This is a genomic window from Pseudomonas sp. FW305-96 (assembly GCF_058783825.1).
The window spans coordinates 44,973-60,761 of the sequence record NZ_JBYSYW010000004.1 but is presented as its reverse complement, the minus strand read 5'-3'; the positions used below and the strand labels follow the sequence as shown (position 1 = coordinate 60,761).

Genomic DNA, 15,789 nt, shown 5'->3' with positions numbered 1-15,789 from the left:
CAGGCCGGTGGTTTCACACGGGGGCGCTGACGAGCAGGCGCTCGACCTCTTCCACCGTGCGGCACGGCAGCAACTGCGCGGGCGACAGGCGCACCGCGAAGGCTTCGCCCAAGCGTGCCGCCAGCGGCTTGAGGTGCTGCGGCCGCAGGCCCATGGCGAGGAAATCCCTGACCGGCTGTGTGGCGCCGAGCACCTGCTGGTAGATCGCCAGCACCTGGGCATGACGCTGCGGGTCGCTGGGCACAGCCGCCGGTATCGGCGCCTGCTCGGTGTCACCTTCAAGCAAGGCGCGGGCGAGCCTGCGGTCCGGCTTGCCGTTGGCGGTCAACGGCAAGGCGTCGACCTCGACAAACCGTGTGGGCACGTGGGACTGCGGCAGCAGGGCCCGGGCATGTTCGCGCAACGCCACGGCGCCGGGCGGCGCACCATGGCGCCGTACATACAGCGCGCCGATGCAGGCCTCGCCCTGTAGCGTGTCGCCGTAATCCACCACCAGCACCTGCTGCACCGCCGGATGGCGGATCAGCTCGATCTCGATGTCCGGCAGCGACACGCGCACGCCACGCACCTTCACATAGCCATTGACCCGGCTGTCGAACAGCAGCACGCCGTCCTCGCGGTAGCGGCCCCGGTCACCGGTACGGAAGGCACGCACTGGCGCGCCGTGCTCGTCGGGCACATTGACGAAGTCGTTCTGCACCAGTTTGCCGTCCTCCAGGTAGCCCAAGGCCAAGCCCACCCCACTGGTGTGGATACGACCGGCGACGCCCTGCGGGCAATGCGCGCCGTGCTCATCCAGCAGCCAGTAGCGGTTGCCCGGCAGTGGCCGGCCATAGGGCACCCTGGCGCGGTCCTGTTCACCGATTTCGTGCCAGATGCTCCAGATGGTGGTTTCGGTCGGGCCACCCAGGGACACCAGCCGCGCCTCGGGCAGTTGCTCGCGTAGTTCGGCGATCACCGCCGGCTTGATGTAGTCGCCGCCCTGGGCCAGCAGGCGCAGGCTGCGCAGACCATCACCCTGACGGCAGGCCAGGAGCATTTCGAGGATGGCCGGCACCGAGCACCAGAGGCTCACGCCGTGCTGCCTGACCAACTGGTTCCAACGCAGCGCATCCTTTTCCTCGCCGGGCTCGGGCAGCACCAGCGCCGCCCCGGCGCACAGGCTGCCGAACACGTCGAACAGCGACATGTCGTGGTGCAGCGGGGTCACCGAGATGAACACATCGTCGCGGCTGACCTGCCACTGCGCCAAGGTGCTGCCGATGACGTTGGCGGTGGCGCGGTTGTTCAGCACCACGCACTTGGGCTTGCCGGTGGTGCCGGAGGTGTACAGGTAGTAGGCCGGCGCGGTACTCGCCGACAAGGCCGCCAGACCCGTCAGGTCCAGGGTTGCCGGAGGGCTGGCCAGCAGTGGCGCGACGGCGTCGACCACCAGTGCCGGCTGGCAGTTGTCCAGCAGATAGCGCAGGCGCTCCTCGGGCGCCGCCGCGTCGATCGGTACCCAGACCAGCCCGCTCAGGGCGCAGGCCAGGGCCGTCATGGTGTGCTCAGGACCGCGTGGCAGGCAAATGGCGACCACCTGACCGGGGCGCAGCCCGCGGGCCTGGAATGCCCCGGCAATGCGCTTCACACCCTCCCCCAGTTCGGCATAGCTGATGCGCCACTCGCCATGCAGCAAGGCGATGCGTCCATTGTCCGGGCCGAACAGGTTGTGGGCGATGCGCCCAAGGAAATCGACCGGCTCGGCCTGCGCCTCGCTGCTGTTCAGGCGGTAATGGCCAAGGTCGATGAACTGCCGTGCGTGGACTTCGAATGCAGCCTGCCCGGCCAATTGCGCCACCGCCTGGTTCAAGGCCGCGAGCAACTGCCCGACCCAGCAGCCATCGACTGCTTCGCGGGCATAGTCGATCTCGAACGCCAACCCGCCCTCGGCGGTGTTGCAGAAACGGATGTCCATGGCCACCTGCGGCGTCTGGGTCAGGCCCGCGCTCAGGGACATCGGGCCATCGACCGCGCCCACCGGCCAGGACAGGCCGTTGGTCAGCACCACCGGTAGCGCCGGGCCCGGGCCGTTGCTGTCGTACAGCAGGCGGGCCAGGTCCACGCCGGAGAACGCCAGATGCTGCAAGCCCTCCAGCACATCGGCCTGCAGGCGCTTGGCGCGCTCGGCCAGGCTGGGCAGGCCGCGCTGCCAATCGACAGCGATGAAGCTGGAGCGGTTGGCAAATGCGCCGTCCTGCGGCGGCGCCACCGGCACCGCCACGCACAGGCTGCCTTCGTCGAGCCAGTGGCCGAGCACTTCCAGCACCACGGCCATGATCGTCGAGTTCTTGAACAGCCCCTCACGCGCACCGGCGCGGCTCAATGCCTTGAACGCTTGGGCGGAGATTACCTGACGCTGGCGGGCGTATCGGGCCACGCCGACCTTGTCCAAGGCTTGGCGCCACGGCAGCCTTGGTGCGCCGTCGACCTCGGCCAGCTTTGCCTTCCAATACTCGGCATCCGCCTTGCGCACCTCGCTCTGGTCGATGACAGCTGTCGTCGGCTCGCTGGCCGTCAGCGGCTGGCAGTGACCGTCGAACAACTCGACCATCAAGGTAGCGATGGAGCGTCCATCGAGAATCAGCGCATCGAAGCGCACGAACACCACCAGCTCGCCTTGTGGCAACTGGAAGGCGGTCACATTCCAGGGCGGCCCGGCCAGGTCGAACAGCGCATGGGCATAGTCCTCGCGACGGACCTCAAGCTGCGCCTGGGCCTGCTCGGCCGTCAACCCGTGCAGGTCGATCACCTCCAGGTTGACCTGCACCTGGGCGCTTATCGACTGGGTCAATGCCTGGGCATCGATACGGGTGCGCAGGCTGTCGTGGCGGCGCACCATGTCCGTGAGGCGGCTGCGCAGCAGCGCCAGGTCCAGGCGCCCGCGATACTCGCGGAACTCCTGCATGGCCACGCCGCCCAGCGGCAGATGCTCGCCACGCCCCAGCAGGTAAGCCTGTTGCAGAGCGTTCAGTGGTCGATCCCGGCTCGCCGCGATCGCCAATGGCTGGTGCAGCGCGCCCGTGTCGGCAGCCACCGCCCCAGCCAGGGCGATGAAGCGCTCGAACAGTGCCTGGACCCAATCAGCGGGCAATGCGTCCAGGCGCACGTCCCAATTGATCAGCAGGCCACCGTCGGCCCGCGCCACCTGTGCGTCCAGGGCCACCTGCGGGCCCTGGGAGATCACCCAGTCCATCGGCCCGAACACCCGGCTCACCCGCTCGGAGAACAGCTCGCCGCCAGGCAGGTCCAGCCCTGCGGTGAACACCACTGGTGCCAGTTGCGGCGTACCGTGATGGCGCGACAGGTCGCGCATCAGGTCCACGCCCGGATAGGCGCTGTGCGCCAGACGCTCCAGCAGTTGCCGATGCAGATCCCGACACAGCGTGGCAAGGCTGGCGACTCCGCTGAAGTCGACATCCACCAGCACCAGGTTGGCGAACTCGCCAACGATGCGCTGCACAGGCTCCAGCAGCGGTTCGCGCCAGAACACTGGGACGTTCAGGCGCAAGCGCCGATCGCCGGTGTGCTCACCCAGGGCGGTGGCGAACAGCCCGAGCATCAACGCCGACGAGGTGATCCGCTGTGCGCGCGCCGCGTGCTGCAAGGCACGATACTGCGCAGGTTCAAGGCGAGCGGCAAAGCGCTCGCTGCGTGCCGGCCCCGCAGGGAGCAAGGGCAACGAGGGCGCCGGGGCGATCTGCGCCAGACGCGCTCGCCACCAGGCGCGGTCGCGGCTGCGGGCGGCACGCAGGTCGGCATCGGCACGCACCTGGTCCAGCCAGTCGAAGTAGCTCGGCGTGCTCGGCAGAACGCTTCCAGGCGACTCGTACAGCCGGGCCAGGTCTTCCATCAGCACCCGGAAGCTCGACGGGTCCACCGCGATCATGTCGGTGTCCACATGTAACCGGCAGGCATTGCCCGGCAGCAGGCTCAGGCCGAAGCGCGCACCCTGGCCAGCACCCAGGTCCAGGCGCTGGTGGCTCCACTGGCGACGTTTCTCCAGCAGGCGCCGCTCCACGGCTGGACCATCCAGATCGCTGAAATCCTCCAGCTCCAGTTGGGCGCGCTGTGCTACGTCGATGGTCTGCAGCCCCTGCCCGTCGATGCGCAGGCTCAGCATCGGATGCGCCCGGTACAGCTCCTCAAGTGCGCCGGCAAGGCGCGCCACATCGATGGCCCGGCCATCGAACTCGGCGTACAGGTGCGCGCTGACGCCACCCAGTGCCGCATGTGCATCCCGCCCGATCCAACAGGCGGCCTGCATCGAAGTTAACTCTCTCATCGCTTACCCGCGTAGTTGACAAATCCATGTGTTTCGCGTCCTCATATTTACTAACGAGAATGATTATATTTCAAGGTTTTCTTTCTCACCCATCGCCAAGGAGGCAACCCATGAAGACAGGCACCCTGCGTTTGCAAGACAGGGACACCATGCCGCTCAACCAAGAGGATTCGAGCTTTTCATTCACATCCGGCGAGCGCGAGCTGAGCGTCAGCGGCCTGCGCGAACGCATCGACACCCCGGCTCACGGCAGCCATTTGGCCGGTGGCGCACTGCGGCGCAGCATCGACCAGGCCTTCGAACGCGCCCGTCAGGCCGGGCAGGAAAATCCCATCGTGGTCGGCGCGATCCCCTTCGACACCACCCAGGCTTCCAGCCTGTACGTTCCCGAGGCCTATACCTGGCAGGCGCGCACCGCGGCTCCTGTACAGCCCGGCTCGCTGCCTGCTCTGCTCAGCCAGGCCAACATCCCCGACGAACACGGTTTCAAGCGCGCCGTGCGCCACGCCATCGTCAACTTCCAGCACAGCGATGTGCGCAAGGCCGTGCTCTCGGTACAGCGCGAACTGCACTTTGCCGCGCCCGTGGACACAGCCCAGATGCAGGCCAACCTCAAGGCACTGAACCGCGAGGGCTACCACTTCCGCGTGCCCCTGGCCGATGGCTCCACCCTGCTGGGGGTGAGCCCGGAACTGCTGGTGCACAAGCAAGGCAGCGCCTTCGTCAGCAACCCGCTGGCCGGCTCCGTGCGACGCATGGCCGACCCCGAGGCCGACCGCGCCAATGCGCAATGGCTGGCGGCGTCGGAGAAGGACCACTACGAGCACCGCCTGGTCACCGAGGACATCGCCCAGCGCGTCGGCGAGCTGTGCAGCCGCCTGCAGGTCCCCGAGCAGCCCTCGCTGATCAGCACTGCGGCGCTGTGGCACCTGTCCACGCGTATCGAGGGTGAACTGGCCTCGGCCGATATCGACGCCCTGCAACTGGCCTGCCGCCTGCACCCGACCCCCGCCGTCTGCGGTTACCCCACCGAGCGCGCCCGCCAGCTGATCCGCTTCGTCGAGCCCTTCGAGCGTGGCCTGTTCACCGGCATGGTCGGTTGGTGCGACGCCCAGGGCAATGGTGAGTGGGTGGTGACCATCCGCTGCGGCACCTTCAGCGGCCAGCGCGTGCGCCTGTTCGCCGGCGCCGGCATCGTCGAGGCCTCCAGCCCCGACAGCGAATGGAACGAAGTGCAGACCAAGCTCGGCACCATGCTGCGTGCATGCGGCCTGGACCATTGACCTCAAACCGCCTTTCCGAGATGCCCATGACCATCGAATTCACTCCCTGGCCCACAGACCGGGCGCAACGCTATCGCGCCGCCGGCCTCTGGAACGACCAGCCACTCAGCCAGTTGCTGATCGCCCGCGCCGCCGTGCAGCCGCAAGCCCCGGCGATCCTCTGCGGCGAACGCCGCATCAGCTATGGCGAACTGGACCGCCGCGCCTCCAACCTGGCGTCGCGCCTGGCCGCCCACGGCCTTGGCCAGGGCGACACGGCACTGGTGCAGTTGCCCAACGTCGCCGAGTTCTACATCGTGCTGTTCGCCCTGCTCAAGGCCGGCATTGCTCCGGTCAACGCGCTGTATAGCCACCGCCAGCACGAGCTGGGCGCTTTCGCCCGGCAGATCCAGCCGGCCCTGCTGATCGCCTCGGCAGAGCATGAAGTATTCCGCAACGAAGCGTTCCTCGACGACCTGGCCAAGGAAGGCCTGCGTCCGAAGCTGACGCTGATGCTCGATGCCCTCGACGACTGGAGCGCCAGCGCCGATGTGCGCGGCACCCACTACGCCCCCAGCCCAGCCGGCGAAGTGGCGCTGTTCCAGCTGTCCGGTGGCAGCACCGGTACTCCCAAGCTGATTCCGCGCACCCACAACGACTACGCCTACAGCGTGCGGGCCAGCGCGCAGATCTGTGCCCTCGACAGCGCCACGCGCTTCCTCTGCGCGCTGCCGGCGGCGCACAACTACACCCTCAGTTCCCCCGGTGGCCTGGGCGTGCTGCACGCTGGCGGCTGCATCGTCATGGCGGCCAACCCGGAGCCGTTGCACTGCTTCGCCCTGATCGAGCGCCACGCCGTGACCATGGCCGCCCTGGTGCCCAGCGCCGTGGCCCTGTGGCTGCAGGCCGCCCCCGGGCACGCCGCCAAGCTGCGCAGCCTGCGCCTGCTGCAGGTCGGCGGCGCCAGTTTCGCCGAGGCCTTGGCGCGCCAGGTTCCCGAGGTGCTGGGCTGCAAGCTGCAGCAGGTATTCGGCATGGCCGAGGGCCTGGTCAACTACACCCGCCTGGACGACAGCGACGAGCAGGTGTTCACCACCCAGGGCCGGCCGATCAGCGAACTGGACGAGGTGCACATCCTCGACGAGCAGGGCCAACCGGTCGCCGACGGCGAGCCGGGCATGCTCGCCACCCGCGGCCCCTATACCTTCTGCGGCTACTACAAGAGCCCCGAACACAACGTCCAGGTGTTCGACCAGGACGGTTTCTACCACTCCGGCGACATCGTCCAGCGCAGCGCCGACGGCAACCTGCGGGTCGTCGGGCGGGTCAAGGACCAGATCAACCGCGGCGGCGAGAAGGTCGCCTCGGAGGAGATCGAGAACCTGATCGTCATGCACCCCGACGTGACCCACGCCGCCCTGGTGGCGCTGCCCGACGAACTGCTTGGCGAGAAGAGCTGCGCGTTCATCGTCTCGCGCAACCCGCAACTCAAGCCGATCGCCCTGCGCCGCCACCTGATGGGCCTGGGCATCGCCGAATACAAGCTCCCGGACCGCATCCGGCTGATCGATGCCATGCCGCTGACCGCGGTGGGCAAGATCGACAAGAAGCAACTGCGCGCGCTGCTCGCCGTCGCCCCGACCGCCTGACCGTCCAAGGATCCGACATGACCATTCCAACCATCCACGACTACCCCATGCCGCAACCGGCCAGCTACCCGGCCAACAAGACCACCTGGCAACCCGATCCGGCCCGCGCCGTGCTGCTGATCCACGACATGCAGCGCTACTTCCTGCGCTTCTATCAGCCGGACGGTGCCCTGCTCACCGCGCTGGTGGACAACCTGTCGCGGCTGATCCAGTGGGCTCGCGCGCAGGGCATCCCGGTGGTCTACACCGCCCAGCCCCATGAACAGCCGCCGGAAGACCGCGCCCTGCTCAACGCCATGTGGGGCCCGGGCCTGCCGGCAGCGAGCCCCGAGCAGCAACCGATCATCGACGCGCTTTCGCCACAGCCGGGCGATACCGTGCTGACCAAATGGCGCTACAGCGCTTTCCAACGCTCCGACCTGCTCGAACGCATGCGTGGCTGGCAGCGTGACCAACTGCTGATCGGCGGCGTGTACGCCCATATCGGCTGCATGATCACCGCCGCCGATGCCTTCATGAACGATATCCAGGCCTTCCTGGTGGGCGACGCGGTGGCCGACTTCTCCGAGGAAGAGCACCGCCTGGCCCTGAAGTACGTGGCCACCCGCTGTGGCCATGTCACCGACACCGCCACCCTGCTGACCCAGCCGGCGGGCGTGACCACCCGCGACTGGCTGCACGGCCGGGTGCGCCAGATGATCGAGGACGACAGCGAGCTCGATCCCCAGGAAAGCCTGATCTTCTACGGCCTGGACTCGCTGCAGGTGATGAAGCTGGCGGCCGAGCTCAAGCAGCGCGGCATCGCCGTCAGCTTCGAGGAGCTGGCCAACGCGCCGACCCTGGACGGCTGGTGGTCGCTGGTACAAGCGCGGGGGGCTGCCTGATGGCCATGGCCCGCTTCACTGGACGGCGCGTGCTGGTCACCGGCGCCGCCAGCGGCATCGGCCGCTGCGTGGCGCAGCGCTTTGTCGAGGAAGGCGCCGAGGTCATCGGCCTGGATTGCGAGGAGGCCGACGTGCCGTTCCCGCTGCTGCATGTCGACCTGACCGATCCGGCCGACGTGCAACGAGTCTGCGACCGGCTCAAGGAACAGGCGCAGTATCTCGATGTGCTGGTCAACGTCGCCGGCGTACTGCGGCTCGGGCTCAGCGACGAGGTGTCCTGCGAGGACTGGCAGCGTTGCCTCGACGTCAACGCCAGCGCGCCGTTCTACCTGATGCGCCAATGGACCCCGGTGTTCCGCCGCCAGCGCCGCGGCGCCATCGTCAACGTCGCCTCCAACGCCGCCCATGTGCCGCGCCTGAACATGGCCGCCTACTGCGCCTCCAAGGCCGCGCTGGTCAGCCTCAGCCACTGCGTGGGCCTGGAGCTTGCGCCCTACGGCGTGCGCTGCAACGTGGTCTCGCCAGGCTCGACACGCACGCCGATGCTGGCCGGCATGCTGGGCGATCCGGCGGCAGAACGGCAGCTGATCGACGGCCTGCCACAGCAGTTCAAGCTCGGCGTGCCCCTGGGCAAGATCGCCACGCCCGACGACATCGCCCATGTGGTGCTGTTCCTCGCCTCCGAGCAGGCCGGCCACGTGACCCTGCAGGACATCGTGGTCGACGGCGGCGCCACCCTGGCCGCCTGAGCCCGACACGGCCACCGACAAGGACTTTCACCCGCAACGCGCCCGGCCCAGGTCGGCCGGGCGCGCTCCATGGAGCTGGACATGACATTCTCACCTGCCGACCACGCACGTCTCGAGGGGTTCTGGCGCTACTGCCTCACCCACCAGTACTTCAATGTCGGCTACCCCGAATCCGCCGATTTCGACTACAGCCTGCTGCACCGTTTCATGCGCTTCTCCATCAACAACTGCGGCGACTGGAACGAGTACAGCAACTACCTGCTCAACTCCTTCGATTTCGAGCGCGAGGTCATGCGCTTCTTCGCCGAACTGTTCCACATCCCCTTCGAGGACAGCTGGGGCTATGTCACCAATGGCGGCACCGAAGGCAACATGTTCGGCTGCTACCTGGCCCGCGAGCTATTCCCCGACGCCACGCTCTACTACTCCCAGGACACCCACTACTCGGTGGCCAAGATCGTCCGCCTGCTGCGTATCAAAGCCCAGGTGGTGGCGTCCCAGGCCAGTGGCGAGATGGACTATGACGACCTGGTCGCACGGATCGCGGCCGACGGCGAGCGCCACCCGATCATCTTCGCCAACATCGGCACCACCTTGCGCGGCGCCACCGACAATATCGCCGTCATCCAGCAGCGCCTGGCCCAGGCCGGCATCCGCCGGGAGGACTACTACCTGCACGCCGACGCGGCCCTGAGCGGCATGATCCTGCCCTTCGTCGACGCCCCCGAGCCTTACTCGTTCGCCGACGGCATCGACTCGATCTGCGTCTCGGGGCACAAGATGATCGGCTCGCCGATGCCCTGCGGCATCGTCGTGGCCCGGCGCGCCAACGTCGAGCGCATCTCGGTGGAGGTCGACTACATCAGCGCCCGCGACCAGACCATCAGCGGCTCGCGCAACGGCCATACGCCGCTGATGATGTGGGCCGCCCTGCGCAGCCGCTCCATGGACGACTGGCGTGAACGTATCCAGCGCTGCCTGGACCTGGCCCAGCATGCGGTGGACCGGCTGCGGGCGGCGGGGATCGACGCCTGGCGCAACCCCAATTCGATCACCGTGGTGTTCCCTTGCCCCTCGGCCAGCGTGTGGAAGCGTCATTGCCTGGCCACTTCGGGCGACACCGCGCACCTGATCACCACAGCCCACCACCGGGACAGCACGCAGATCGATGCCTTGGTCGACGAGGTGATCGTCGATCTCAAGGCCCGTGGCAAGCCACCAGCCAGGCAACCGTTGCAAGGCGCCTTGGTCGACGGGCTGGCCACTCGCACCCAGGTCTACAGCACTGCCAGCCAGCCTCTGCGGGTGCCTGCGCCGGGCCTGGGAAAAGCCGAACCGCAACGCATCATCGCCCATCCCAAGGGCAGCGATAGCTGAACGCCGAGTCGTCATTACGGGCGTTTGCATGTAAGCCTGTGCCTACAACGCGCGCCCCTGGAAGCTGGCGTGCCGAAAAACCGGGGGCGGGCTGATCCGCCCCTTGGCCTACCCACACGGGCCGCCGCACAGGCGACCCTCGGTGCGCGTTTGACAGCCCATGGCGTGGCTCTATAGTCCGTTTCCTGGCAACGGGAAGGATTTCTGTTTGCCTCGGACAAGAACCCCGCCATGTACAGGAGTTGCGTAATGGCCATGCTCACGGATGACGCTCCGTTCAAACCCGCCCTGCCTTGCCTTTTGCTCGCCCCCGCCTGCTTCGCCGTCAACCGACGACATCCTCGCCACTGACCGCAGCGCCAAAACCGACACGTGCCCGTGACCTGCCCTGGGCGGTCACTGCCTTCGTTCGCCTTCAATAAAGACAAAAGGTGCGTCATGACTGCGACCCGTTCGCCGCAAACGGCCGTTGCGCCGTTGCCGGAAACCGAAACACTGCGCTATCGCCCAGCCAACCCCACAGATATCGAAGCCCTCGCCGCGCTGTTCCAGCAGGTCTATGGGCAGACCACCCACCCCTGCCAGAGCGCGTCCTACATCCGCCACTCGATGAGCAGCGGGCAACAGCAGTGGTTCGTCGCCGAGGCCGAGGGCAACCTGGCCGGTTGCTGCTGCATCGCCCGCCGCCCGTGGAACCAGTCGTGGGAGGTGTGCCACGGCGTGATCCATCCTGACGCGCGCAGGACCGGCGCCATCTCCAGCCTGGTCCGCCTCGGTTTCGAGACGCACCGACCAGCGCCCATGGAGCTGGGCTTCTACATTACCCGCAACATCGCCAGCCACGGCGTCATGAAGAAGATCCGCCCCGCCGTGCTGGTGGGCCATGACGGCGGCCCGGACAAGGTCGATGGCCTGCGCGAGTATCACCTGACCGCCATCCACCCCGTACCCCAGGCCGGCTTCGCGCACGTCGCCCCCTGGTACGTGACCACCCGCGCCGCCGACTATATCCGCAGGCTGCTCTACCCCGCCCTGCAGCTTGCCGTTGCCCCCGGCAGCTACCCGGACACCTACCTCAGCGGCCCGACCGGCGCCGAACGCCATGGCCAGCTCAGCTACAGCCACGACCCGCAGGCCGCCGCGCTGATGCTGTCGGGCCAATGCGGCCACTATGCCTCGACCCATGCCGTGCTGACCGAGCTGGGCGCGCTGCTGCGTCAGTATTCCCAGGCCGAGTACGTCGGCCTGGTGATCCTGGCCGACAAGCTGGAGCTGCTGGCCAGCCTGCGCCGCCTGGGCTTTGCGATCACCGCCTACCTGCCGGCCTGGCACCTGGAGAACGGCAGCCGCTACGACTGCATCCAGCTGGTGTTCCAGGACTTCGCCGTGGCGCCGCGCAGCCACGGTTTCGATGATGACATCGCCCGCTTCGACCTGGCCTACGCGCACCTGGCCAACAACCTCTGCAGCCTTCCCGCGGCCCCGGCTTCCCGGGCCGCCAGCTAACCGATCGGAGTTTCAGCAAGTGACCAAGGACCAATGGCTTAGTGTAAGAAAACAGATCCCCGACGGCGCCCGGGAACCCTGGACCGTGATGTTGTGGGTCGCCGACCTGCTGCTGCTGGCGGTGGCCTGGAACCTCTGGCTCGCCGACTCCACCGCCCTGCAGTTGCTGGGCCTGGCGCTGGCCGGTCTGGCCACCGTGCAGCTCTACCTGATCATGCACGAGGCAACCCACGGCGCCGCCTCGGCCAACCGCCGGTTCAACGATTTCATCGGCCACTGCAACGGCTGGCTGATCGCCCTGCCGTTCCTGGTCCGCCGGCGCTTCCACATGGCCCACCACACCTGGACCGCGCACCCGCTGAACGATCCGGAGAACCGCGGCATGATCGAGCGTTTCTCGGTGATGACCAAGAAGCAGGAGCGCACCCTGGAGTTCGTCTGGAAGCACTGGATCCCGATGATCGCCGCCAACCACTTCCTGCTCAACTGGCGCGCGCCATTCATCGCCAAGGCCAAGGGCGACAGCTCGCCGCGGATCCTCAAGGAGATCCGCTTCGCCCACCTGTACCTGACCGGCTACCTGGCGGCGGCCGTGCTGGCCTGGAGCCTGGGGCACCTGCTGGACCTGGTGCTGTTCTACCTGATCACCTGGGTGTTCCTGTTCTTCATGGTCGAGTTGCTCAACCTGCCGCACCACGCCGAGGCCCCGCTGCTCGCCCGCGATGCCGATCGCCTGCAGTTCTGGGAGCAGGACGGCGTGTCCCACGACTGCAAGAGCCTGCCGCTGTGGTCGCGTTTCGTGATCCTCAACTTCAACCTGCACATCGTCCACCATGCCTTCCCCTCGGTGCCCTGGTACCGCCTGGCCAAGGTGCAGAAGCTGCTGGGCGAGCATGAGCTCGGCCATGCGCCGTCGCAGACGCATGAATGGGAGTTCGCGGTGAAGAACCGACGCCGGCCGTTGTTGCAGCTGATGGGGCATTTCTTCGATCAGCGGGGTTGAGCTGCCCCCTCTGAAGTAGCACGGGGCTGCGTGGGAGCGGGCTTGCCCGCGATGGCGCTAAAGCTATCGCGGGGCAAGCCCGCTCCCACAGGTGCCATGCTCAGTTGGAAAAATGCCGGTTCGGCACATACCGCAACCCCAGGTTCTCCCGCAACGTACGCCCCTCATACTCGCGCCGGAACAACCCCACCCGCTGCAACTCCGGCACCACCTGGCCGACAAAATCATCCAGCCCGCCCGGCAGATGGGTGAACAGCAGGTTGAAGCCATCCGCCGCCCCTTCCTCGAACCAACAGGCCATCTCCTCGACGATCTGCCCGGGTGTGCCCACCAGCAGCCGGTGTCCGCCGGCACCGAGACGGGCCAGCAATTGCCTGGCGGTGGGCCGTTCGCGGCGGATCAGGTCCACCACCAGCTGCTGGCGGCTCTTGTGCCGTTCGGTCAGTGGCAGCGGGGCCGGCAGCACAACCGGGGCATCGGGTGGCAGCCGCTCCAGGTCGATGCCGATATCCAGCAGGAACGACAGTGCCTTGAGCGCCGCCTCCGGATCCACCAGCGCCTGCAGTTGCTCGTGCTTCTCCTGCGCTTCGCTGGCCGTGCGCCCCACCACGGGCGCCAGGCCCGGCAACACCACCAATGATTGCGGCGGCCGACCGGCCAGGGCCAGGCGCTGGTGGATGTCCGCATAGAATGCCCGGCCTTCGGTCAAGGTCTGCTGGGCGGTGAACACCAGCTCGGCGCTGCGCGCCGCCAACGCTCTTCCGGCTTCAGAGGAGCCGGCCTGGGCGATCACCGGCCAACCCTGCAACGGCCGTGGCGCATTCAACGGGCCACGCACGCGAAAATGCTCGCCCTGGTGGTCGAGCACCCGCATCCGCGCGGGCTCCAGCCAGGTGCCGGAGGCCTTGTCCAGCGGGAAGGCATCGTCCGCCCAGCTGTCCCAAAGCCCGGTGACCACGTCGAAGAATTCCCCAGCACGGGCATAGCGATCGGCATGGGACACGTGCGCCGCGTGGTTGAAGTTCTCGCCGCCGATCAATCCGGTGACCAGGTTCCAGCCGGCACGACCAGCGGACAGGTGATCGAGGGACGCGAAGGTGCGAGCAATGTTGTACGGTTCGTTGAAGCTGGTGTTGGCAGTGGCGATCAAGCCAAGGTGGCGGGTCACCACCGCCAGTGCCGGCAGCAGGGTCAGCGGGTCCCAGCGCAGGCTGTAGGCGCTGCTGCGCAGCACCCGTGGATCCAGCTCGCCGACGGCGACGTTATCGTTGAGGAACAGCGCGTCGAAACAGCCGCGCTCGAGGGTCTGGGCGTACTGTCGATAGCGCTCGAAGTTGATCGAGGCATCGGCGTCGGCCTGCGGGTGTCGCCAACTGCCGGCGTGGGCGCCGGCGCCGGAGAGAAAAGCCCCCAGTCGCAGGCGGCCGTCACGCCTTGCCATGGCTGGGCTCCTGGGCAGGCACCGGCGCTTTTGTCGTGCGCAGCAGCAGGGTCACCGCGCCCCAGACCAGCAACAGACTGACGGCGAGGAACACCATCAACGCCTGGTAGCCGTCGAGAAACGCGGCATGCACCCAGCCCTGCAGGACGTCGCCGCCCTGCCCCAGGTGCTCGCCCAGCAGGGCCGCGCCCTGCTCCGGCGCCGCCGCCGCCCTGGCCAGCCAAGCGGTCTGCGCAGATACGCCCGTGGCGCCGGACAAGGTATCGGCCGCCACCGCCCGGTACAGCCCCACCCCGACCGCCAGGCCGAGCCCACCGCCGACATTGTGCAGGGTCATCAGCGAGCCCATGGCCACCGAACTCACCTGCTGCGGCACCGAGGAGATCCCCAGCACCGTCGAAGGCCCGAGGATGCACGCCCAGCCCAGCCCCATCAGCGCGAAGGCGCCGAGCAGGTGCAGCAACGAAGTCTGCTCGCCGAATGCCGCCTGCAGCACGGCGGACAGCACAAACAGCAGCAACCCCGCCTGCACCAGCAATGCCGGGCCCTTGCGGTCCACCAGGCGGCCCACCCACGGCGACAGCAACGCCACGCCGAGGGTGGTCGGCAGCAACAGTAGGCCGCTGGCCTGCACGCTCTCACCACGGATCAACGCCAGGTACAACGGCATCACGAAAAATGCCACGCAATAGAACACCGCCAGGCCGAAGCTGGCGGTGACCGCCGCGACGAAACGGCGGTTGGCGAACAGGCGCAGGTCGATGATCGGCGCCTCGACCCGCAACTCGACCGCGACGAAGGCCAGCAGGGCAAGCAGCGCCACCCCCAGCAGGCCCAGGGTATTGGCCGAGGTCCAGCCCCAGTCGGCGCCCTGGACGATGGCCAGCACCAGGCTCGGCAAACCCAGCAGCAGCAACGCCGCCCCCAGCCAGTCGAGCCGCGCGCCGTCCTCGCCGGCCCGCGACTCGTCCGCCGCCACGGCGATGATCGCCAGGCTGAGCAACACGAACGGCACGTTGACCAGAAAGATCCACTGCCAGCCGAAGGCGCTGGTAATCAGCCCGCCCAACACCGGCCCCGCCGCGAGGCCGATGCCATTGACGCCAAACAGCACGCCGAATGCCTTGCCTTGTTCCTCGCTGGCGAAGGTGGCCGCGACGATCGCCCCCGACGCGGTGTACAACACCGCGCAGGCCAGGCCCTGGGCGATCCGCGCGGCCACCAGCGTATCGATGGTGGTGGCCAGCCCTGCCGCCAGCGAGGCCAGCCCGAAGACCGTGAGCCCCAGGTTGAGCACCCGCCGGCGGCCTTTCAGGTCGGCCAGCCTGCCCACCAGCACCATGCTGCTGGACAACGCCAGGATGAAGCCGTTGATCACCCATTGCAGGCTGCCCACCGAGGCGCCGAGGTCGGCCTGCAACGCCGGCAGCGCGGTGTTGACGATGGTGAAGTCGACGCAGCCGAGAAAACTGGCGATGCTCACACCGAGCAAAGCCCACCATTTGCGTTGCTGTTGCGCAAAAACGCCCATGGAAACTCCTGTTCCGGATTTCAGTGTGAAGGCCATCGTCCGTGTGGCGTGGGGCCTGCGTGG

The 15,789-nt window shown here is 67.6% G+C and carries 10 protein-coding genes; 7 read left to right on the top strand and 3 right to left on the bottom strand.

The features are described from left to right. Positions 1 to 13: 13 nt before the first annotated feature. The gene (locus AC3WL2_RS04370; protein WP_256582625.1) at positions 14 to 4,306 is read right to left on the bottom strand and encodes an amino acid adenylation domain-containing protein; all 4,293 of its coding nucleotides are present in this window, start codon (positions 4,304 to 4,306) and stop codon (positions 14 to 16) included. 128 nt (positions 4,307 to 4,434) lie between these two features. On the opposite strand from AC3WL2_RS04370, the gene AC3WL2_RS04365 reads away from it, so the two are divergent. The 7 genes from AC3WL2_RS04365 to AC3WL2_RS04335 all read left to right on the top strand — a co-directional run bounded on the left by AC3WL2_RS04365 (position 4,435) and on the right by AC3WL2_RS04335 (position 12,754). Beyond that, the gene (locus AC3WL2_RS04365) at positions 4,435 to 5,607 is read left to right on the top strand and encodes an isochorismate synthase (protein ID WP_102682013.1); all 1,173 of its coding nucleotides are present in this window, start codon (positions 4,435 to 4,437) and stop codon (positions 5,605 to 5,607) included. Between the two features lie 26 nt (positions 5,608 to 5,633). Continuing rightward, a complete protein-coding gene (locus AC3WL2_RS04360; RefSeq protein ID WP_102682014.1) occupies positions 5,634 to 7,235 on the top strand; it encodes a (2,3-dihydroxybenzoyl)adenylate synthase in 1,602 nt (533 codons plus the stop codon). Between the two features lie 17 nt (positions 7,236 to 7,252). After that, entirely contained in the window at positions 7,253 to 8,119 is an 867-nt protein-coding gene (locus AC3WL2_RS04355; protein ID WP_023632374.1) for an isochorismatase, read from the top strand. Further along, entirely contained in the window at positions 8,119 to 8,868 is a 750-nt protein-coding gene (dhbA, locus tag AC3WL2_RS04350) for a 2,3-dihydro-2,3-dihydroxybenzoate dehydrogenase (protein WP_094010349.1), read from the top strand. The genes AC3WL2_RS04355 and dhbA overlap by 1 nt, the downstream gene beginning before the upstream one ends. An 81-nt stretch (positions 8,869 to 8,949) precedes the next feature. Further along, positions 8,950 to 10,245 carry a histidine decarboxylase gene (locus tag AC3WL2_RS04345; protein ID WP_102682015.1) on the top strand — a complete coding sequence of 432 codons (1,296 nt, stop codon included), beginning with the start codon at positions 8,950 to 8,952 and terminating at the stop codon, positions 10,243 to 10,245. A 438-nt stretch (positions 10,246 to 10,683) separates the two neighbouring features. Next, a complete protein-coding gene (locus tag AC3WL2_RS04340) occupies positions 10,684 to 11,751 on the top strand; it encodes a GNAT family N-acetyltransferase (RefSeq protein ID WP_102682016.1) in 1,068 nt (355 codons plus the stop codon). 19 nt (positions 11,752 to 11,770) lie between these two features. After that, positions 11,771 to 12,754 carry a fatty acid desaturase family protein gene (locus AC3WL2_RS04335; protein ID WP_102682017.1) on the top strand — a complete coding sequence of 328 codons (984 nt, stop codon included), beginning with the start codon at positions 11,771 to 11,773 and terminating at the stop codon, positions 12,752 to 12,754. A gap of 100 nt (positions 12,755 to 12,854) precedes the next feature. Here the strand turns inward: AC3WL2_RS04335 and AC3WL2_RS04330 are convergent, their stop codons facing one another. Both AC3WL2_RS04330 and AC3WL2_RS04325 read right to left on the bottom strand, forming a co-directional pair. Further along, on the bottom strand, positions 12,855 to 14,195 hold the full coding sequence (locus AC3WL2_RS04330; RefSeq protein WP_173862415.1) for an LLM class flavin-dependent oxidoreductase: 1,341 nt from the start codon (positions 14,193 to 14,195) through the stop codon (positions 12,855 to 12,857). Next, positions 14,182 to 15,726 (bottom strand): MFS transporter, encoded by a 1,545-nt coding sequence (locus AC3WL2_RS04325; RefSeq protein ID WP_102682018.1) that lies wholly within the window; start codon positions 15,724 to 15,726, stop codon positions 14,182 to 14,184. Before AC3WL2_RS04325 ends, AC3WL2_RS04330 begins: the two co-directional genes overlap by 14 nt. Positions 15,727 to 15,789 lie beyond the last annotated feature (63 nt).